The following is a 20,970-nucleotide window of genomic DNA, read 5'->3' as shown; positions in this document are numbered from 1 at the left end:
TTTCCCTTGGCGGAGACGGCTTTGACCCAAAACGCACAATATCTGACGCTCGGGATCGACGGCGAGTCCTTCGGCATCGACATCGCGCATGTGCGAGAGATCCTCGACATGCGGCCGATCTCGAAGCTCCCGCATGCCCCCCGACTTCCTGCTCGGCATGATCGACGTGCGCGGCACCGGCTTCCCGATCGTCGATCTGCGCACGAAGCTCGGCCTTCCGCGCGTCGCGCCGACGGAGGCGACGCGGATCATCATTCTGGACGTGCCGCTGGAAGGTCGGACTCTCGGCGTCGGCTTCGTCGCCGACCGTGTCTTCGAGGTGACCAGCCTCGATTCGGCGCAGACCGACGCGCCGCTCGACGTCGGAGGCCGTTGGCAGTCGAACTATATCGCCGGCCTCGGGCGCAAGGGCGAAGCCTTCGTCATCGTCCTCGACCTCGCACGGCTGATGGCAGGTGCCGGGGTTCCCTCTCACATCGACGCGAGCGAAGCCGCGTGATGGCCCCGGCGACGACAGAGCCCATGGGCGATCATCTCAAAGAGCGGCATTTCAATGCCATAGCGAGCCTCGTCGAGCGCAATGCCGGCATCAAGCTGCCGCGCACCAAGCGCACGATGGTCGAAGGCCGCTTGCGCAAGCGGGTCCGTGCGCTCGGCCTGAGCGACCTGGCGGACTATGGCAGCCTGCTCTTCGAACGCGGTGGCCTGGACAAGGAATATGTGTACCTGATCGACTGCGTCAGCACGAACAAGACCGACTTCTTCCGTGAGCCGAGTCATTTCACGTTCCTGTGCGACACGGCGGTGCCCGCGCTCCGCCGCCTGCACGGGGCCCGTCCGACCAGGCTCAAGATCTGGAGCGCTGCCTGCTCGATCGGCGCCGAGGCCTATACCATCGCGATGGTTCTGCAGGACCTCGCGAACGCCACGCGCGGAAGCTCAGGCGAGCTGAGCTTCTCCATCCTCGGCACCGACATCTCGACGCAGGTTCTCGCCGCCGCGCGCGACGCGGTCTATCCGGCATCCTTCGTCTCGCCGGTCCCGGCCGCGCTCCAACAGCGCTATCTCATGCGGTCCCGCAATCCCGCGCAGGACACGGTGCGGATCGCTCCGGAGCTGCGCCGCAGGGCACGTTTCGAGCATCTGAACCTGATGGACGAAACCTACCCTTACGACCGCGACATCGACGTCATCTTCTGCCGCAACGTACTGATCTATTTCGACCGGCAGACCCAGGCCGCGGTGCTGTCGCGGCTGATGTCCCATCTGCGCCCCGGAGGCTACATCCTGCTGGGGCATTCCGAATCCATGGCGGGAGCCGGGGTGCCCGGCCTGCATTCGGTCGCGCCGACGGTCTACCAGGCGAAGCCGACCGCCCTCGGGAGGAGCGCAGCATGACGCGCAAGCCCATACGCGTGCTCATCGTCGACGATTCCGCCTCGGTGCGGCAGGTGCTGAGCTCGATCCTGTCGCAATCGCCCGGCATCGAGGTGATGGGCACGGCTGCCGACGTCTACGCGGCGACGCGGCGCATGCAGAACGAAGTACCGGACGTGCTGATCCTCGACATCGAGATGCCGGGGATGGACGGCCTGACCTTCCTGCGCAAGATCATGGCGCAGCGGCCGATCCCCGTGATCATCTGCTCGACCCTGACCGGAACCGGCTCGCCCACCCTGTTCGAGGCGCTGGAAAGCGGGGCCGTCGAGGTGCTGGCCAAGCCGCGGATCGATACGCGCAACGCGCTGCTGGAGACCGCCGACCGGCTGCGCCATGCGGTCCATGCCGCCGCGCAGGCCAAGCCGCGGCCTCGGGCCGAGCGCCCCGCCATGCAGATCGAAGCGAAACTTACGGCCGACGTCATCATGCCGCCACCGCTTTCCGGCCGCTTCCACGCGCGCACGGATCGCATCGCCTGCATCGGCATCTCCACCGGCGGCACCGAGACGTTGCGCGAAGTGCTGGAGGCGCTCCCGGCCCATTGCCCCGGCATCGCCATCGTCCAGCACATGCCTGAGAAGTTCACCGCCGCCTTCGCGCGCCGGCTCGACGGCATCTGCGCCATGGAGATCAAGGAAGCCGAGAATGGCGACGAGATGAAGACCGGCCGCGTGCTGATCGCGCCCGGCAATCGCCATATGCTGCTGCAGCGCGTCGGCCAGCACTACCGTGTCGCGATCAAGGACGGCCCCCCCGTTTCGCGGCACCGCCCTTCCGTCGACGTTCTGTTCCGCTCGGCTGCGCAATATGCTGGCGGCAACGCGCTGGGCATCATCATGACAGGCATGGGCGACGACGGCGCACGCGGCCTCCTGGAAATGCGCAAGGCCGGCGCGCGGACGCTGGCCCAGGACGAGGAAAGCTCGGTCGTCTTCGGCATGCCGAAGGAGGCGATCGAATTCGGCGCGGCCGAACGCGTCGTGCGCCTGCAGCTCATCGCACAGGAAATCATGGCCTGGCCGCTGGCGGCGAGCGCCGCCGCTCCCGCATCGAGGCATGCGTGAGGGCGCGATGAACGCTCCAGCAAAACCTCTGACGCAGCTGATCACGTCATTGGAGGATCACGCCCGCTCGGTCGATGCGACCTTCGCGGTCGCCGGCCGCGATCTCGGCAGGGGGCTGAACCTCTTCGACACCTTGAAGGAACGGCTGACCGCCCTCTCCGGTCGGCTCTCCGGCGACAGGATCATCACGGCGCGCGCCGCTCTGGCACGGCTCGCCGACGATCTGCGCCCGCTGCGGCAGACGCTGGCCGCGGAAACCCGCTCCTTGCTGGACATCGCCGCGCATAGCGCAGCCGCCGGCCAGACCTGGGAGAAGCTCGTCGAGCATATCCGGCTGATCACGATCATCGCCCATTACGCCCGCATCGAGTCGATCTCGTTTCAGGGCGTAATGAGCGATTTCGGCGACTTCGCCAACGAGATCTTCGAGCTGACGACCCAGGCCCAGCGTACGATCGAGGCTTGCGCGCGCGATCACGCCCGCATGAGCAAGCTCCTGGCCGCGGCGCTGGCTTCGCAACGCGAATTCGAGACGCAATATGGCGCCGCGCTCTCGTCGCTCGCCGACAAGCTCTTGGTCACGCTGGCCGAGGTCGAGGCTCGGCAGCACAGCGGCATGACGCTCGCCAGCGAAGCGGCGGCGCGCTCCGGCAAGATCGCGATGGCGGCGGGGATGGCCATCGTCGCCTTGCAATCCGGCGATAGCATCCGCCAACGGCTTGAGCATGCGACCGCGGGACTACGCATGGTGGGGACATTGGAGGAGGGCGGTCTTGCTCAGGGACTGCCGGCCGAGGCCCTGCCGCACGCCCGAGACCTGCTGCTCAGGATCGAGGCGGCACAGCTCGAGGCGAGCGCCGCCACACTCGGCGAGGACGCCGCGGCGATCGAACAGAGCCTGCTGCAGCTGCGAGACGATACCGTCGACCTGGTCGACCTCGTCCGGTCGCTCTACGGGGCGGGCGGCGCGGATACCGGCTCCTTCATGGCGCAGTTCGGAGCCGATCTCGCCCATGCTTCGGTGCTTCTGGGCAAGTGCAACGGCGCCCGTGCGGGTGCCGACCAGGTTGCGCATGCGTTGACCGCGCTGCTCGACATCTCCCAACAGACGGTCGACGCGCTTGCCGCCACGGTCTCGAATATCGTTCTCATCGGCACGAACGCCAGCCTGCGGGCCGCGCGTGTCGGCAGCAACGGCCGCAGTCTGGTCATCATCGCGCAAGAGCTGAAACTGGCGGCCGACCTCGTCGCCAGCGTCTCCCGGCGCCTGCCGCCGATCTTCCAGCAGATGCAGCGGGCTGCGGGCGAGCTGAAGTGCCAGGATCGGCTCGATGCAGCGCATTTCGGCACACTCGATCGCGAGATGAGCACCGCGCTTATCGTCGTGCAGGAGACGGCCTCTGAACTGGCTTTGGAGCTCAGCCGCCTGATGCGCGAGGGTGCGACCTTCGGCAAGGCCTTCGATCAGGCCCGGCTCGGCTTCTCCGGCACCGCAGCAACGGGAGAGACCATCGGAGGGGCCGCTTATGCGCTTGCGGCAATGGCCTCCGACGACCATGCCGTTCCCCCAGACATGAACGAACGCGTCCGGAGCTGGCTGACCGACGCCATATGGCCGCATTACACGATGGCGATCGAACGGACGATCCACCTAGGCGTGATCGAGCCCGTTTGGGACCCTGCGGCGCAAGCACCGACGGCAGAGCCTGCCCCCGATGACGTCGATGCCCTGCTGTTTTGATGCCCGGCGAGCGACGGATCCGCTGAATCCCGAGCCAGGCTCTGCCTTCGAGCCGAACCCGCCATGCGGCCATGGCGGCTTCAGCCTCTATCCGGTGACTCTCGCCGCGTTCACTCGGCGTAGGATTGCGTCGCCCAGGCGGCCTTCAGCTTCGGGCCGACATGAGCACCCAGCGGCCCGAACCACTTCAGGTACAAGGCTTCGGCCTCACCCGATTTGAACATCTTGCCCATCGTGTGATTGACGATCCAGAGGATCGTCGGATTGAGTTTGGGCACCATGAACCCCTGCGGCGCGTAGCCGTATTCGTCACCGACGATCTCGAGGGTGTCGGGCTTCTTCGATTGCTTGATCAGCCCGTAGAACGCGCCATTGTCGCTGAAATACGCGTCGGCGCGCCGGGTTTCGACCGCGATCAGACCCGCCGCGTGGTCATCGACATTGATGACGCGCAGGTTGAGCTTCCGTTCGGCAACGAGCTTCTTGAGGTCGGGCTCGCTAGTTCCGCCGGTCGCCACGGCGACGATCTTGCCATTGAGATCGTCGTAGTTCTTGATGCCCGTGCTCTTGAGAGCCAGGAGCTGGCTCGCCGAGACATGGCTGACGGACGAGAAGTCGACCTGCTTGTTGCGCCCGAAGGTGTTGACCGTTCCCTCGCACTCCAGATCGACCGTTCCGTTGGCGACGAGCGCCTGCCGGTTCTGGATCGTCATCGGCACGTATTTGATCTTGATCTCCGGCAGGTTCAGCTCGGTCTTGATGTCGTCGATAATGCGCTTGCAGAACTCGACCGCATAGCCCGTCGGATTCTTATTGTCGTCGAGATAGCTGAATGGAAACAGCGCCTCGCGAACGCCCATGGTGATGGTCTGGGTGTCGCGCAATTTCTTGACGATCGCGTCGACTTCCTGGGCCCCCGCGGCCGAGCTCGCCAAATTCAGGGCCAAAAATGCGCCTGCGGCTGCAGCAAGATGGAATCTCATAAGCTCTCTCCCGTTTTTGCGATCGCTCGCCTGGTGCCCGCCCTCGATGGAGGACGGTGTCTAGAATCCGTTCTTCGCCTGCGCGGCCAGCTCTTCGCGAGTCATCGCGTCGAAGCCGAGCGCGGGCAGCAATTCGTTCTCGCTGGTGAAGTCGCGGCCATAGGCGGCCGATAGCAGGGTCAGCCCCGCCTCGTGCAACGTCGCCGGCCGCCCGGCGAGCCGGCCGAGCAGCACGGTGGGCAATAATCCGTACGGCGCATCTTCGAGAACATAGCGGCTCTCCAATGTCGCCGGCCCCAAGCCCCCCTTCCCGCGGCCATGCAGCTCGGCATTCATCTCCGCGATGCTGGCGACCGGAAGCTGGTAGGAAAAGGCATAGTGCTCGCGGATCGTCCTGACGGAAACGCCGAAGGCTTCGGCGATGGCGAGCCGCTCGGCATCCAGCGCCTCCATCACGCGCCCGACCGCGGGCGTGACGTTCTCGGCCTGCCCCCAGCTTTCGCCCCGCTCCATCCGGGTCAGATTGAACAGGGCGATGGCGAGATGGTTCTGCGGGTTGAGATTGCTCAACGCGATCGCGAGGAGACCTTCGCGGAGGACGAAACGCTCGCCGAACAGGGAGGTACACAGCGCCTGCGCCTCGGCCGAAGCGTTCTGCGGCACCGACGCGAGATCGATCTTCGAACGCAGCGAATTCACGGCGACTTCGGTCGGGGAGACCTTGCGGCCAGTCGTCAGCGTAGTGCCCCATGCGATGATCGAAGCGCGCACTTTCCGCGCTGCCAGCAACCGCGAAAGATAGAGCGCGCCGAAGGAGGCATGCGAGCTGATGATGACGGGCTGCGCTTCCCTGAGATGAGGGGCAATCGCGTCGAACGCCATCTTGTGGGCATAGCCGGGCATCGCCAGCATCACGACGTCCGCGCTGGCCACGGCTTCCTCGGCACTGCCCGCGATGCGGGGGTGGAAGCCGGCTTCGATCGCGCCCGTCGCGCGCAGCGGTGCCCCAGCCGCGAGCGCCTCGGTGCTCCGGCCCGACGGTGACCAGAGCATGGGGTCATGTCCCATCGCCAATAGCTGGGCGGCGGCGCCGCAGGCAGCCGCCCCTGCGCCCAAGATACTAACGCGCATATGAAATCGCCTCTTCTGCTAGGAGCGGCCGTTCAGCAGAAATGGAACCAGCCGCTTCGGAGAAACTGAAACTCGGTACATTTTGCGTCTTACGAGGCATTTCGACCCTTCGACGACTTGCGGTAGAGCAGAACCATCAAACCGCGCGACGGCTTCTCCGACTGATTGCTGATGGAATGCGCGACGTCGACCGGATATCGCGCCGTCTCACCTTGCCTGAGAAAATGGCGCGAAGCCCCGCTGGCGATCACGAACTCGCCCGACAGCGCCGTGAAATGCTCGACGGCTCCGGCTGCATGGGGCGAGCTGTCGAGGCATCCGTCCGGCGCGATCTCGACATCATACCATTCGATGTCGCCGGACAGGCTGGGCGGACTCAGGATGCGCAGCTGACAGGAGCTGTCAGCACTTCGGATCGTCGGCGTGTGCTCCAGCGACAGCATTTCGATGGCGTTGTCGGCACATGACGTCGCCTGCCCCTCCCCCAGCAACGCAACGAAGTCGATGCCCAATCCACGCGTCAGGCTCCAGAGCACGGCAAAGGTCGGATTGGCCTCCCCGCGCTCGATCTGCGACAGCATCGATTTTGAAACGCCCGATAGCGCAGAGAGCTGCTGCAACGTCAGGCCCCGCTCCTTGCGTCGGCGTTGGAGAAGCGGGCCGATCTGAGGGGCGTTCAGCTCGCTCATCGGCCCCTCGTCAATGCGTCAGGACTTGCTTCAGGAATTGCTTCGCCCGCTCCGAGGCGGGGGCCGTGAAGAACTGGTCCTTGGGCGTATCCTCGACGATCTCTCCGCGATCCATGAACAGAACGCGATCCGCGACGCGCTGGGCAAAACCCATCTCATGTGTGACGACGACCATGGTCATGCCTTCGAGGGCAAGTTCCTGCATGACCTCCAGAACCTCGTTGATCATTTCGGGGTCGAGCGCAGAGGTGGGCTCGTCGAACAGCATCGCCTGCGGGTTCATCGCCAAGGCGCGAGCGATCGACACCCGCTGCTGCTGCCCGCCGGAGAGTTGAGACGGGCGGTTGCTGAGTTTGTCGCCGAGGCCGACCCGCGTCAGGATCTTTGCGGAACGCTCGTCGGCCTCCTTCTGCGAACGCTTGAGCACATGGACCTGCGCCAGGCTGACGTTTTGCAGCGCCGTCATGTGCGGGTAGAGCTCGAAACTCTGAAAGACCATGCCGATCCGCGAGCGCAAGGCGGGAAGATCGGTTTTCGGCGACGAGACCGAGATGCCGTCGACGGTGATCGTACCCTGCTCGAAAGGCACCAGGCCATTGATGCATTTGATCAGCGTGCTCTTGCCGGATCCCGACGGCCCGCAGACCACCACGACCTCCCCCAGACGGATTTCGGCCGAACAGCCCCGCAAGATTTTCTGGGAACCGTAAGATTTATGCACGTCATCCAGAACGATCATGACGGGCGCCCCTTCCTGTAGAATTCGGCGGTCTTCGTGACGGAGAGGCAGATCACCAGATAGACGACGGCAACCAGCAGATACATTTCGGTCGCGCGCCCGTCGCGCGCTGCGACGACGCTCGCGGCGGTGAGGAAGTCGTGCAGCGACACGACATAGACCAGCGACGTATCCTGGAAGACGATCACGATCTGGTTGAGGATCAGCGGCCCCATGGCCCGCATCGCCTGCGGCATCACGATCAGCCGCAGCACCTGCCAGCGGCGTAGGCCCGTCGCCAGCCCCGCATCGCTCTGGCCCTTGCGAACGCTGCCGATGCCGGCGCGGATGATTTCGCAATAGAACGCCGCCTCGAACAGCACGAAGGCGATCAGGGCCGAGGTGAGCGAGCCGACCGGCCGCCCGATGGCGAGCGGGATCAGGAAATAGAACCAGAACAGCACCAGCACCAGCGGCAACGAGCGCATCACCGTGACGTAGGCGGCCGCGGGAACGGCAATCAGCCGGTGCGCGGACAGCCGCATCAGCGCCAGCCCAAAGCCGACGACGAGGCCGCCCAGCGTCGCGACCAGCACCAGCAGCGCGCTCAGCGCCATCCCCTCCGCGAGGAAACCGGACGAGCGGGCGATGACGCCCCAGTCGAAATCGCTCACGTCGTGACCTTTCGCAGCGCAGCCCCGCCCATCCGGCTGTCGATGAGGCGCATCAACCCGGTCGCGCTCAGGCCGATGACCAGATAGCCGATGGTCGCAAAGGTGAAGGCCTCGAAGCCCTGGAAGGTGTAATTCTCCACATGGCGGCTCTGCGCGGTCAGCTCGAGCACGCCGATCGTCAGGCTGAGCGACGACAATTTGATCGTGATCAGGAATTCCGAAGTCAGAGGCCCGACGATGGCGCGCAGACCGAGCGGCAGCGCGATCAGTCGAAAGGCCTGCATCGGGCGCAGGCCGGTCGCGAGAGCCGCCGGCAGCAGAGGCACGCCAACCGCCTCGATGCCTGCGCGAACCTGCTCGGCCACGCGAGAGCCGGCGAACAGGCCGATCGCGACCACGGCGGTGACGATCTCCGGATAGGGCAAATCGCGCTTCAACCAGAGGCCGACCGCATCGGGGACGATCTCCGGGAGGACGAAATACCAAAGAAACAGTTGGACGAGCGGGGGCACGCTCCGAAACACGTCGATATAGATGCCGGCCAGCAAACGAGCCACCGGCGACGGGGCGCTGCGGGCGACGCCCGCGACGGTGCCGATCGCGAGCGCAACAGCCCAACTCATCAGGCTGATCGCGAGGGTCAGGAGCACACCGCTCCACAGCCAATCGACGAAAGGCTCGCGTATCAGGACGGACCAGTCCCAGCGGTAATTCATCCGACCCCACCTATCGCCAAGGCAATCCCGAGACGCATTCCATTCCGATATACTGGAATTGGCCCATTGCCAGACGACAATGTCAATCTCGAAATTATCTTGCCGGAAATTTCAATACACGAGGGACGGCGTTTGCTATGCTGTCGTCCACATCGGAAAATAGGACACATTGGATAAGCATATTGCTTATTGTCGGCAATAAAAACAAGCGTCAAAGCGCGCAAGTTATTCCACTATAATGAAAATAACATACGCGGCTAAGAAGCCGACGCATGACCTCGAGCCCATCGAAGGCAAGTCGCTGGCCTTCACTCACATCTTGTCAGTAAGCATCGTGAAAGCGTCGGTCGCGCGAAGCAGGGCTACGCGAATCGCAGCGCGCCATGAGCGCGCGTCGGCAGGCAGCGCGAGGCGTGAGAGACCTGGATGGAAGACGCCTTGGGCCGGGGCGAAAGACCTTCGCGTACCCTGCCCGATGGCTCACTGCAGGCGATCGCGCGTCGTGTGGAAAGGAAGACGCCCTTTGAACTATAGCTCGCCATGCGACGTCAGCACCGGCACGCGAACACCCCCGTCACATGGCGTGGCACCGCGGCAACCCCGGTCACATATGGATCGCGCCCGGCGATTCGCGATGGCCTATGCTCGTTGCAATCCGCGAATCTTGCCGTAGACCTTGGCGTCAGGCCGCTGCTTTCGCCGTCACACCAAGCTCGGCCAGCACGGCCTGCGGGCAAAGGCAAGCCGGATCGGTCGGTGGGGGGCCCCAGGCGGGCTGCCAGTCGAGATCCCCCTGCTGCCAAGCTGAAACGACCGCCTTCCATTGCTTGCGCTGCACAGATGCCTTTCGGCGCCGGACAGATCCGCTGTTTCGTTTAGCCATGATGGACTCGAAAGCTCATTGTGCGCCGCATCCGAAATTGTGCGACGCAGCAAGATAGCGGCCCGTCGCCCTAGCCGGCCATCCTCGTTTGGGCATCTCGACCATGCGTCGAAAGGACTAACCGAGAGGCTCCTTGTACTCTGCCGCCCAGGCGTTCCCTCAGCGGGCTGCGACAGGCGCGCCGAGATAGCCGCGAGAAGAAGCCGTGACTTCGCTCCTGCATCGCGGCAGGATCGGCTTGGACAAGGAGCCCTCTATATGAAGAAGTTTCTCGCGGCGGCGTGCGGTCTGTTCTTGACGGGATGCGCTGCCTTCGGCGGCGCGATGGAGCCCCCGGGGCTCGATCCGATGCAAAGCACTGGAGAGACCTATGTTCCCCGATCAGCGGGAGGCTTCGAGCCGCCGCCGGCGGAGGAGCACATTACGAGCACCTGTACGATGAAAGGCCAGAACGTGAACTGCTACTGAGCGCGGGACTTTGGCGGAGCACTTTTCGGCCCGAAGAGCGCCGGACAAGGCCGGCTGCGAGGTCAGCGCCGCCTTTCGGAAACGCCTTCACAGTGAGCGGCGCGTGATGGACCCCGTTCGAAATAATCGCGCGACGATCATGCTCAGCAACTTGATAATGAATGCGCCGATCAACAGCAGGATTCCGGCAATCACCACCGCCGCAGCGGTCTTTATGATTGCGATATCTTGCGAGTCAAAGAGAGAACACCACCAGGCGATGAAGTCCAGAAACCAGCCAAGTTGGGATTCGTCCGCCGAGAATTGATACATGGCGCACCGGCTAACCTGTAGCTGAGCAGCGAGCACGCTAACACGCGCGCCAGATGCGCTCAATTCGAAGCAGTTCTCACCGGGCAGGTTAGGCCGCCATGGCAGCCGGCATCAAGCCGCTCGGTGGTGCAGAAGCAGGCGATGGCGAATGCCTCGCCCGACAGCGTGAAGGCGTCCCCGGCAGGCTGCCGTCGGTAGTCCGGCGCCCTCCTTCAGTTCGGCTCGGATTCGAAGCCGAACTCGAAGAGCGGGCCGCCCGCGCGCAAGCCCCGATCACGGCACGGCGGAGGCGAAGGCCGGTTGCCGGATTGGATCGGTCGCGCGCCGAACGCTCGGCCAAAGGCAAAAGCATAGCCGTGATCGACCGTCTTCCCGCTCCATCCGCCGCGCCCATTTCGCCACATGGCCCCTCTCCCCCGCGCGGTCGAAGAGGATGTCGCCCCGGGCATATCGTTCGCGCCTCAAACGCGACAATTATATGAAAGTAAGATAGAGAACTATTCAGATATGTTTTCAATTTCAAACTAATTTTTCTTTCAATTACCTAGCTTGATTTAGATATCACGCAAAAATGCCATAATTATAGTGTTGACATGAGATAAGTTATACTCAGGATGTTGCACCGCACGCAGAACGGATTTTATGATTTCTGACCCATGGTGGACGCTATCTTGAACGAGTCACTGTCTGCGACCATTCATCGACTTCCACGTCGCAATCGCTATGTGGTTGCCTCGATCCGCGACCAGGATGCGCTCGAAGCCTCTCCGCTCAGCGACCTTCTCGTGTTTGTTGATCCGGAGTCCGATACCGAAGGCCTGCGGGCCACGTTTCCGCTCATCGGCGTCGCGACATCCGACGCGGGGAGCAGCGCATTGAGAGCTGCGCTCAAGCGGTTCCGCAGGATGGGTACCCTGCCGGATATTCCGGTCGTCCGGCTGCAGGAAGGGGCGCTCGCGTCGGACGCGGAACTCGTGGCCCGCGTGCTTGAGGGCGGCCTGGGGCGCCTGTCGCGGCACATGGCAAGCGCCAATACCGAACTCGCGACGCTGCGACGGGAGCGGGAGACGCTTTTCGAGAACTACCGTGCGCTTGAGAACGCATTCCACGCCCACAACTGGGATTCGGTCTCGGAAGTGTTCGGCCACGGGCCTTTCGTCGACCCCAAGGACCAGGGGCTCGCGGCCTTGCTGTGCGAATCCGAGATCGTGCAGCTCTTCCCGATCTCGAGCTATGCGGTCTCCGGCTTCGCCCTGCATTTTCGCGAGGCCCCGACCGACAAGACCGGCCGGCTCATCGTCACTCTCGACTATGTGGAGAGCAGCGAGGGCGTCGCGGAATGGCAAATTCCCTATGGCAGCGTTACTCAGGGCTGGAACTTCTTCTCCCTGCCCAAGGCATGCGACGGCAGCCCCCGCACGCTGCGGCTGAGGATTTCGGCCAGCGGCGGGCTGCCGCCCGAACTCTCTCTCGGCCACGTCATCACCAATGAGCGCTATGCCGCCCAGGCGCGGATGCCCCATGCCGACCTCGACATGCGCCCGCTCGCCCTCCGGATCTTCACCGGGCTCCCGGGCGCCCGTCCGACCGCCCTGCCGAATGTCTTTGCACCGTCCACGCTGATCTCCGGGCGGAAGATCGAGGACTATCGGCTGCCGGTCGAGCTCCTGCGTGCGGTCGCCAACGTCTCCTTGAGCCCGATCGAGCCGAGCTTTCAGACCGTGCGCTTTCTTGAGCTCGAGGATGCGATCGTCTGTCATCCGCTGAGCGAGGGCATCACCGCAGGCGCCGTCCGCCGGGTGGTTGCCCCTGGCACTGCGCGCATCTCGGCCCGCGCCGTCATCGATCACCCGGACGGCAAGCCAGGGACGGTCGGGCTGATGCTCGTCCCCTTGTCCGCCAATATCCGCAAGGAAATCGCTGCTCTGGCCGATGGCCGCGCATTGCCGCCCACGGCGTTCTTCAGCGGATGGATGGAGATCACGGCCGCGCAGCCGGTGGATATCAACTTCATGCTGGAAGCGCCGGCAACGCGCACCATGGATCTCGTCATCCTGAGCAAGGCTGCAACTCATTCGGTCGATTTCGCCTGGCTGAAGGTCTTCAATTTCCGGCTGGTGAAGTATCTGGAGAACAGCCCTGTCCGGGAGGCCGCGAATGCGTGACGAGCCTCAGGATCTGGTGGCCATCGCCATGCCGCTCTACGGCCATGCCGCACTCGTGATCGAGGCACTGGAATCGGCCTTGGCTTCGGCAACGCAGTGCCGGCTCGCCATCGTCGTCTCGGTCGATGGCGACCCGCAGCACGAGGTGTTCGATCAGCTCGCGCTGCATGCCGCTGCGCATCCGGAGGTCCACGTGATCTTCGGAGAAAATGCCGGCCCGGGCGGCGCCCGCAACCGCGCGATCGACTATATCCTCGACGAACTGCCGGAGGCCAAGGCGGTCTATTTTCTCGACGCCGACAATCGCGTCCTGCCGAACACCGTCGAAACGCTCTATCGCCGGCTGAAGGCTGGCAAGGCGGGATGGGTCTACACCAATATCGACACCTTCTCGGTCAATTGGCGGGCCCATTACGGCAACAGTTATTCGCGCCTGATCCACTGCATCAGCGACAATATCTGCGACACCGGGTCGATGATCTCGATCGACGTCTTCCGGAGCGGCGTCCGCTTCGCGGAAGATCGGCAGAACGGCTTCGAGGATTGGGAGTTCTGGCTCTCGGCCGTCGAAAACGGGTTTGTCGGCGAGCCCTGTCATGACACCGCCTTCGAATACCGCCTGCGCGCCGAAAGTCGCTTCAAAGAGGCGAACCGCGACCGCTCGGCCTCAATGAGCTTCCTCCGCCGGCGCCACAAGGCACTGTTCCGCCGGCCGACCCTCGTCGGCTTCGAGCATGAGGAAGCGCCGCGCTATGCGCTGATCCGCACCGGCGAGGGCATGCTCGACGTCTTCACCGATCCGATGCTGCCGCCCGGGCAGATCGGCTTCGACGAAGCGGTGCGAGCCTTCTGGGGCAATGTCGGCGAGCCCGACAATGTCCATTTCCCGCCCTTCGTCGCCGCATGCAGCAGCGAGACGCTCAAGCTCCTCGCCCGCTCGCGGCTCCTGCCGAACATTCTCTGCCATCTCGAGACCTTTGCGGAACGGTGCAACGTCGTCTTCGTCGAGCTCAACAACGTCGTTTCGCAGCGGAGCATCGAGTGGGAAATCCTGCCCTCCGGCGCCCAGCGCAGTGCGGCGGATCTGACCTTCGTCTCGACCGATCTGATCAGGAACGTCATCAAGGACGACGCGCTCGATTGGTTCTCGTCGATTGGCCGCGACCAGGCCTGGCCGACATCGGCGCGCCTGAAAGTCAGCTTCCCCTTTCCGAAGGCGCGGCAACGCCGGTCGCTGATCCGGCCGGAGCAGGCGCTGCTCAATCTCGTCAGCGCGCTCACGACGAGCCCGCTGCGGGCGACGGCCTCGACGCGCTGGACATGGCGCCCCCGCCGGCTGCCCGCTTTGTCCGAGCTCTACAAGTTGCTCAGAACCGAGCTCGGCGGCTCACCCGTGCTGCCGCTGGCGCATCCGGCCGTGCCGCGCCGGACGGCAGCGGTGCTGGTGCCCAACGCCTCGTTCGGCGGCGCCGAAAAGGTCGCCTACGCGGCCGGGCGGGAATTGAGGCAGAACGGCTTCGAAACCCATCTTTTCGTGCTCGGCTCCGGACGAATGGAGGTGCTCGACGAATTCGACCAGGCATTCGACCATCTCCATTTCTGGAAGGACGGCGTGCCGGCCTGGGGCGCCAGCGGCCAATTCCTCGGCCAGGATTTCATCACCGACGAGCACGGCCTCGACTGGGCCGGGCTGAAGGGGCTGCTTTCCGGCTTCGACCTGATCGTCAACAACCATGTCATGGCGGCCCATCCGCTGATGGCGCAGTTCCGCTCCGCCGGAACCCGCACGGCCTGCTATCTCCACGTCGTCGACGAGACCGCGCTCCGGCGCCCGGCCGGGCAGCCCTATGCCGCCATCGCCTTCGAGCATGCCTATGACGCCTTCCTGACCTGCTCGGAGCAACTGAAGAGCTACCTGCACAGTTTCGGCGTCCCCTTCGGCAAGATCTTCGCCGTGCCGAATGCGGCGAGCTTCTCCATCGACGCGAAGCTGCGGACCCAGGTGACGGAGGCGCGCAAGGCCGGGCGCGGGAGTGAGCCGCTGCGCCTGCTCTATATGGGCCGGCTCGACCGGCAGAAGGGCATCGACCGGCTGCATGGCGCACTTGTCCAGCTCAAGCAGCGGGATGTCGCCTTCGAGGCCCGGGCCGTCGGCGGCGAAATCCTCTCCGACGACCCCAGCTCGTCCTGGATGACGCGCCTGCGGGATATCGACGTCGAGGTCGTCCCGCCGGTCTTCGCCGCCAAGGACCTCGCGGCGCATCTCGCCTGGGCAGATGTCCTGGTCATGCCGTCGCGTTGGGAGGGCGCGCCCCTGATGATCGCGGAGGCGCAGCAGCTCGGCTGCGTCCCGATGGCGACCGCAGTCGGCGCCGTCGACGAATTGGTCGTCGACGGCCAGGACGGCGTCCTGATTGCGAATGCGGCCGACGCGCAAATCGTGGTCGAAATGGCCCGGACGATCGCCATCCTCGCGCGGGACCGCGCCACGCTTGGCCGCCTGGCCGAAGGCGCGCTCGCGACGGCAGCGCAACGTTCCTGGAGCGCTTCCTTCGCCGATTTCATCGCATGGAGCGACGCTATCGCACCCGCTGCTCCCATCCAACGCAACGCCGCTGCGGGCAAGCTCGCAGACGACGAGGCCACGGCCGAGACCACGCTCTCCGTCCGTGCCGTCGCGTGACGATCAACGGAAGATCCTGAAGCCATGGCCCCCAGAATTCTTGTCACCGGCATACCGAGCCATCTCACCCGCCTCATCCAGAAGGCAGAGGGCGCTCAAGTCTTCTATTCGGAGAAGGCGCAGCAGCCCGAGAGCAAGGAGGCCTTCCTCCGCGAGCTCAAGAACATCAGCAATACCGGCAACTATCTGATCGGCGAAGGCGCGCTGCGGGCGCTGTCGCCGAACGCGACGCATATCCCGTTCTGGCACCTGTGGAACGCCGTCAACAACGGCACCGGGCTCGACACGATCAACGATCGCTTCGACATTTGCGTCTTCACCTGCGCCAATCTGTTGCGCAAGGGCCTGTCGGCCGATGCCGAAGCGCTGGTGCTCTCGAAGCTCGACATGCCCGTCGTGATGCTCGGCATCGGGATCCAGAACCGGCCCGATCTCGAACAATCCTTGCCCGAGGGCACGCAGCGCCTGCTGAAGGTCCTGAAGGAAAGGGAGCATTATTTCCTGACACGTGGCGAGGAGACCGCCGCCTATCTCAGGGATCAGGGCTTCTCCTTCGTCCGGCCGGTCGGCTGCCCCTCTCTCTATTTCCAGCCGGCCAATGTCCGGCGCGCCTTGCGCCGGCTGCCGGACGTGAAGGTCGGCGAATGCCGCACGGTCTTCACCGGCTATATGGGCGCCGAGCTCAACACGATCGGCGATATGAATGCGCTGTCCTCGAATGACGGGCGCTCATCCTATGTGGTGCAGGACGAACTGCTGCATTTCGACATGCAGGTCGAGCCGGACGCCGATGGCCGCGTCTACAATTCCGCCTCGGGCGCGGTCATCGGGGACCTGACATTCAAGGGCTCGAACGAGCTGAAGAAGAAGATCAACGTCCATGCCTTCTTCGACACCAATCAGTGGCGGGCCTGGACCTCGTCGATGGACTTCGCCTTCGGGCGGCGCTTCCATGGCAACGTCATCGCGCTGCAGGCTGGTGTTCCCAGCCTGATCGTGGCCGTCGACGACCGTATGCGCGAGATGCTGAATTTTTCCGGGCTGCCCAAGGTCGAAGCCGCCGATTTCAACAGCGCCAAGGATCGCGCCGCCTTCGTCGCCGATCACCTCGCCGCGATGAACATTCCGCAGGTCGTCGAGACCTATTCCGAGCGTGAGCGCAATTTCCGCTCGGTCTTGAACGAGATCGGCATCGCCTGATGCCGGTCGGAGCATTTTCGAGCGAAGCGGACACCGGTTCGCGTGAAGAAAATGCGGCGAAACGAAGAGATAGGCACTTCCGTGTCGGAACGGCGCGGAAGTGCTCTGGGCAAAACGGGGCTTAAGGGCAGACTGACATGCGGATCATGGTCACAGGCATACCATCCTACCTGATGCGGACCGTCGAGAGTGCATCAGGAGCGACCGTCAGGCACCGCCCGTATTTCGAGCCGGTGCGAACCAAGAATGACCTGATCTCCCAGGTCAAGAAGATCGCCAATACCGGCAATTACCTGATCGGCGAAGGGGCCGCCAACAGCGTGCGCGGCCATGACGTGACCTATGTGCCGTTCTGGCATCTGGCAAACAACGTCAATTCGCCGGAAACCTACGAGGCGCTGAACCAGAGCTTCGATCTGTGCCTGTTCGCCTCGGCCAATCTGCTGCGGCCGGGCTATGCGGCGACGACCGAGTCCTTCGTGTTCGAGCGGCTCAACATGCCGATCGTGGTCATGGGCATCGGCATCCAGAAGAAGGAGAACCTTCAGGACGCGCTGCCGGAAGGCACGCGCCGTTTCCTCAACGTACTCAAGAAGAAGGAAAGCTTCTTTCTGACGCGGGGCCATTTCACGGCCGATTTCCTCAAGGCCGAAGGCTTGAAATACGTCCGTCCGACCGGCTGCCCGTCACTGTACTATGAGCCGGCGGCAATGAAGCGCTCGCTCAGCCACCTCGCCGATCCCGATCTCGCGGACTCGCAGAGGATCGCCTTCGGCGGCTATCTCGGCAGCGTGCCGGACACGATCGTCGATGCCCATGCGCTGCTGCGGCAGGACAGCGTCGCGAGCTATGTCATCCAGGACGAGATCACCGTCTACAACCTCAACATCCTCGCCGAGGAGACAGGCGACGCCTACGATCAGGCCGCCGGCCGCATCGTCGCCAAGACCGAGTACAAGCACGCCGAGAAATGGCAGCGGGACTGCGAATTCCGCGTCTTCTTCGACACGCATAAATGGCGCAGCTGGGTATCGGGGCAGGATTTCTGCTTCGGCCGCCGCTTCCACGGCTCGATCATCGGTATGCAGGCCGGCGTACCGGCATTGATGATCGCGGTCGACGACCGCATGCGCGAGATGCTCGATTTCGTGGGCTTCCCCTATATCGAGGCGTCGGTCTGGAACCGCGAAGCGAAGAAGAAGGCCTTCCTGCAGGATTTCCTCTCGAAGATCGACGTACCGGCGGCGATCCATCGCTATTCGGCTTGCGAGGAGAACTTCAACGCGGCGCTCAAGGATATCGGTATCCGCTGATGGCAGGAGGTGCGCGCAGAGCCATAGGATGGAGCTGGCGTACCGGAGAGCCGGCGCTGCTGCGCCGGCTGATCCCCCTCGTCGCTGCGTCGGGCTTGGCGGTTGCTGCCCTCGCGGCGCCGCCCGCGCCCACGCAGTTCGGCGTCAACCGCGTCAATCTGGCCTGGGTCGACGCCGCCGGCCGCGAGAAGGTGCTGGATCAGATCGCGCAGAGCGGCATCCGCTCGGTGCGGCTCTCCCTGACCAATCCGATGGATGGCAGCATCGACGCCGTCCGGCTGGCCCATCAGAAGGGCCTCGCCATCCTCCTTGAGATCTCGCTCAACAACGCCGCCCTCTACCCCGAGGGCACCAAGCCGCGCTCGGGCCGCGGCCGGATCTGGGACATGTATCGCCTCTCCGACATCTCTCTGGAGCACTATCGCGCGGTCCTGCGCGACGCCCTGCAACGGATCGACCGGCTCGGCGTCCCCCTCATCGCCGTCGAACCCGGCAACGAGATCAACTGGGGCGCCTATAACGGCGATCTCGATATCAGGCCCGAAGCCAACAGCCGGACGGCCCGCTCGCTTCGGGACGTATCGGACCCGGATGCGGTCGCGCGCGGTGCGGCGAACTACGTCGAACTGCTGAAGGTCACTCGCGCCGAACTGGCAAAGACGAAGCTCAGCGCCGGCGCCAAAATCGTCACGGCCGGGCTCTCGGACATCCCGCCGGAGCATGCCGACCGACGCGGCATCGACAGCATCGACCCGGCGAGCTTCACCGCCCTCATGCGCGAGCATGGGCTCGATCAGGCCGCCGATGGCTATGGCATCCATATCTACCCCGGCGGCGACACCTCGCCGGCCGCGCGCGCACAGCATGTCGAGCAGGCTCTTTCGATCTGCAGCATCCGCCCGGCGGAGGGCAAACCCTGCTGGATCACCGAATGGGGCTTCGCCAACACCGCGAAGACCTGCCCCGCGGATGACAGCCGCCGCGAGCGGCTGGTCAAGGCGACCCGGGAGCGCTTCGCGGACCTCATGCGCGACGGCCGGATTGCTGCGGCCTATTACTTTGACTGGGACGCGACGACCTATGGCATCTGGCGCTGCGGCGAACTCTCTCCCGCTGGCCGGGCCGCGGTGACGCCTTGACGATGAAGACCCTGATCATCGGCGGTTCCAACACCGTCATGCAGCCCGGCTACCTCTCCGCGCTGCTCTCGGCCATGGCGCGGCGCGGCGCGGCGCTCGACATCGTCGCGGACCTCGCGGTCGGCGGCACGACGAGTGCCTTCGGGCTCTACCAGCTCAAGCTGCATGAGCAGGAACTCGCCGATTGCGATCTGCTGCTGATCGAATATGCGCTCAACGACGCCTTCGTCTATGGCGACGAGCGGCGCCCGTTCCGGCATTGGGCGCGCTTCTATGAGGGCATCATCCGCTTCGCCCGCGAGCGAAACCCGAAGCTCAGAATCGCCACCCTCGTCTTCGGCGCCCGCAACGGCTCGTTCCTGACATCCGTGCCAGCGATCGACGCCGGGATCGCCTATATCTCGCAATGGTATGGGACGATCTGCATCGATGTCTCGCGGCTGCTCATGCAGCGCCTCGGGCGCGAGGTCGTCGGCCATCCCAGCTTCTACTCCGATCAGGGTCATTATGCCCGGCCGGTGGCGACGACCGTCGTCGCCAACCTGATCGCCGATGAGCTGGAGCCGGCCCTCGCTGCCCCTCCTCGCTCCGCCGCGTTGCCGCCCGCGATCGATCCCGAGCATTTTGCCAATGCCCGGGCGCTCGACGGCGCCTGGCTGGCCAAGCGGCTCGGGCGGCCAGTCGTCGATTATGCTAACCGCCGCTTCTCGGTGGCGGCCGTAGATCTCGGGCAGGACCGGCTTCGTTTCGACATCGACAAGGGCATGCTGCTCGCCTTGAGCTATGTCTGCGAGCCCCGCACGCCCCCGCTGGATCTGCGGGCCGGCGACGAGATACACCGTGCAGCGCTGCTCAAGGGCGGCGTGCGCGACGGCACCTACAAGTTCCTGGTCTCGATGCTCAGCTTCGAGTTCCTCTATGGCCCGGCGCTTCTCGACATGCAGCAGACGCGCACACTGACGCTCTCCGGGGGAACCGCAGCCGCCGGGCACAAATTGCATGTGCCCAAAGACAGCGTTCGGCACGAAACCTTTCCGGCCGAGCCGGCTCTCCCGATCACCGGCATCCTCTTCACCGGAAACCTCAAGACCTGCGCCATCGAGAGCGCCAGCACACAGCCACCATCGACCTTGGATCGACCAGCCGAGGCCGCGACCGCATAGCAGTGTCGGCCCGCGCTGGCACGCCAAGGGCAACACATACCCGGACTGGCCGCCGCCGGCGGGAGGCCTCGGGTTGAGGCTTTGGCGATGCCACCCCATCGCATCCGGCAGCAGCTTCGTTTCGAGTTCCCGAGGATTCGATCGCGTCGCGTCCTCTGCGTTGTTTTCGTTGTGTTTGCGTGCTTGCGCGGTCGGTTTCGGCGCGGCTCGCCACGACGAAGCCGCCCTTTTGGGGCGGCTTTTGGTTCTTTTCTCTTGTTTTTTTTTGAATTTTAGACGCAAAAACCCGCCGCTGTTTGCGACGGGTTTTTGTGTTTGGTTGCGGGGGCCAGATTTGAAAAGACGACCACGTTGATAGGCCGGGTGTGTAAGCGCAGCAATGCGTTCAGCTTACCGGTACTAATTGCTCGATCGGCTTGATCGTTCTCATGATCAATGTCCGCGACACCAAATACGCGACAAAACATCAAAGACCATTCTTTGCTTGC

At 64.2% G+C, this 20,970-nt stretch carries 18 protein-coding genes and 1 pseudogene; 11 read left to right on the top strand and 8 right to left on the bottom strand.

The window, feature by feature from the left end:
* The first annotated feature begins 21 nt into the window (after positions 1–21).
* The 4 genes and pseudogenes from AB4Z16_RS24245 to AB4Z16_RS24230 all read left to right on the top strand — a co-directional run bounded on the left by AB4Z16_RS24245 (position 22) and on the right by AB4Z16_RS24230 (position 4,245).
* Positions 22–499: pseudogene (locus AB4Z16_RS24245) on the top strand (chemotaxis protein CheW).
* Between the two features lie 23 nt (positions 500–522).
* Positions 523–1,398, top strand: coding sequence for a CheR family methyltransferase (locus AB4Z16_RS24240; protein WP_441513889.1), 876 nt, complete (start codon positions 523–525; stop codon positions 1,396–1,398).
* On the top strand, positions 1,395–2,504 hold the full coding sequence (locus AB4Z16_RS24235; RefSeq protein ID WP_441513888.1) for a protein-glutamate methylesterase/protein-glutamine glutaminase: 1,110 nt from the start codon (positions 1,395–1,397) through the stop codon (positions 2,502–2,504). The genes AB4Z16_RS24240 and AB4Z16_RS24235 overlap by 4 nt, the downstream gene beginning before the upstream one ends.
* Positions 2,505–2,511: 7 nt before the next feature.
* Entirely contained in the window at positions 2,512–4,245 is a 1,734-nt protein-coding gene (locus tag AB4Z16_RS24230; protein WP_441513887.1) for a hypothetical protein, read from the top strand.
* A 110-nt stretch (positions 4,246–4,355) separates the two neighbouring features.
* Here AB4Z16_RS24230 and AB4Z16_RS24225 read toward each other — a convergent pair whose 3' ends face one another.
* From AB4Z16_RS24225 to AB4Z16_RS24200, 6 genes are all read right to left on the bottom strand, one after another.
* On the bottom strand, positions 4,356–5,228 hold the full coding sequence (locus tag AB4Z16_RS24225; protein ID WP_441513886.1) for an amino acid ABC transporter substrate-binding protein: 873 nt from the start codon (positions 5,226–5,228) through the stop codon (positions 4,356–4,358).
* A 60-nt stretch (positions 5,229–5,288) separates the two neighbouring features.
* Positions 5,289–6,359: an NAD/NADP octopine/nopaline dehydrogenase family protein gene (locus AB4Z16_RS24220; RefSeq protein WP_441513885.1), complete on the bottom strand. Its 1,071-nt coding sequence runs from the start codon at positions 6,357–6,359 to the stop codon at positions 5,289–5,291.
* 89 nt (positions 6,360–6,448) lie between these two features.
* Entirely contained in the window at positions 6,449–7,048 is a 600-nt protein-coding gene (locus AB4Z16_RS24215; RefSeq protein WP_441513884.1) for a helix-turn-helix domain-containing protein, read from the bottom strand.
* A gap of 10 nt (positions 7,049–7,058) precedes the next feature.
* Complete coding sequence (locus tag AB4Z16_RS24210; protein ID WP_441513883.1) at positions 7,059–7,787, bottom strand: amino acid ABC transporter ATP-binding protein; 729 nt, start codon at positions 7,785–7,787, stop codon at positions 7,059–7,061.
* Positions 7,784–8,440 (bottom strand): amino acid ABC transporter permease, encoded by a 657-nt coding sequence (locus AB4Z16_RS24205; RefSeq protein ID WP_441513882.1) that lies wholly within the window; start codon positions 8,438–8,440, stop codon positions 7,784–7,786. Before AB4Z16_RS24205 ends, AB4Z16_RS24210 begins: the two co-directional genes overlap by 4 nt.
* Positions 8,437–9,156: an amino acid ABC transporter permease gene (locus AB4Z16_RS24200; protein ID WP_441513881.1), complete on the bottom strand. Its 720-nt coding sequence runs from the start codon at positions 9,154–9,156 to the stop codon at positions 8,437–8,439. Before AB4Z16_RS24200 ends, AB4Z16_RS24205 begins: the two co-directional genes overlap by 4 nt.
* A 1,141-nt stretch (positions 9,157–10,297) precedes the next feature.
* Between AB4Z16_RS24200 and AB4Z16_RS24195 the strand changes: the two genes are divergently transcribed.
* Positions 10,298–10,507: a hypothetical protein gene (locus tag AB4Z16_RS24195; protein WP_441513880.1), complete on the top strand. Its 210-nt coding sequence runs from the start codon at positions 10,298–10,300 to the stop codon at positions 10,505–10,507.
* Positions 10,508–10,594: 87 nt separating this feature from the next.
* Here the strand turns inward: AB4Z16_RS24195 and AB4Z16_RS24190 are convergent, their stop codons facing one another.
* A complete protein-coding gene (locus tag AB4Z16_RS24190; RefSeq protein ID WP_441513879.1) occupies positions 10,595–10,819 on the bottom strand; it encodes a hypothetical protein in 225 nt (74 codons plus the stop codon).
* A 656-nt stretch (positions 10,820–11,475) separates the two neighbouring features.
* Between AB4Z16_RS24190 and AB4Z16_RS24185 the strand changes: the two genes are divergently transcribed.
* The 6 genes from AB4Z16_RS24185 (at position 11,476) to AB4Z16_RS24160 (ending at position 20,482) form a co-directional block, all read left to right on the top strand.
* A complete protein-coding gene (locus AB4Z16_RS24185) occupies positions 11,476–12,984 on the top strand; it encodes a DUF6212 domain-containing protein (RefSeq protein WP_441513878.1) in 1,509 nt (502 codons plus the stop codon).
* Positions 12,977–15,667: a glycosyltransferase gene (locus tag AB4Z16_RS24180; RefSeq protein WP_441513877.1), complete on the top strand. Its 2,691-nt coding sequence runs from the start codon at positions 12,977–12,979 to the stop codon at positions 15,665–15,667. Before AB4Z16_RS24185 ends, AB4Z16_RS24180 begins: the two co-directional genes overlap by 8 nt.
* 24 nt (positions 15,668–15,691) lie before the next feature.
* Positions 15,692–16,867 (top strand): polysaccharide pyruvyl transferase family protein, encoded by a 1,176-nt coding sequence (locus tag AB4Z16_RS24175; protein ID WP_441513876.1) that lies wholly within the window; start codon positions 15,692–15,694, stop codon positions 16,865–16,867.
* A gap of 137 nt (positions 16,868–17,004) precedes the next feature.
* A complete protein-coding gene (locus AB4Z16_RS24170) occupies positions 17,005–18,180 on the top strand; it encodes a polysaccharide pyruvyl transferase family protein (RefSeq protein WP_441513875.1) in 1,176 nt (391 codons plus the stop codon).
* Complete coding sequence (locus tag AB4Z16_RS24165) at positions 18,180–19,319, top strand: glycoside hydrolase (RefSeq protein ID WP_441513874.1); 1,140 nt, start codon at positions 18,180–18,182, stop codon at positions 19,317–19,319. The genes AB4Z16_RS24170 and AB4Z16_RS24165 overlap by 1 nt, the downstream gene beginning before the upstream one ends.
* Before the next feature lie 2 nt (positions 19,320–19,321).
* The gene (locus AB4Z16_RS24160) at positions 19,322–20,482 is read left to right on the top strand and encodes an SGNH/GDSL hydrolase family protein (protein ID WP_441514012.1); all 1,161 of its coding nucleotides are present in this window, start codon (positions 19,322–19,324) and stop codon (positions 20,480–20,482) included.
* Between the two features lie 272 nt (positions 20,483–20,754).
* Here the strand turns inward: AB4Z16_RS24160 and AB4Z16_RS24155 are convergent.
* Positions 20,755–20,970, bottom strand: a 216-nt coding sequence (locus AB4Z16_RS24155) for a hypothetical protein (protein WP_441513873.1), incomplete at its 5' end; no start/stop codon positions are given.

The sequence above is a fragment of the Allobosea sp. TAF32 genome (genome assembly GCF_052113585.1).
GTDB lineage: Bacteria > Pseudomonadota > Alphaproteobacteria > Rhizobiales > Beijerinckiaceae > Allobosea.
This window is presented reverse-complemented; position numbering and strand designations above follow the sequence as displayed.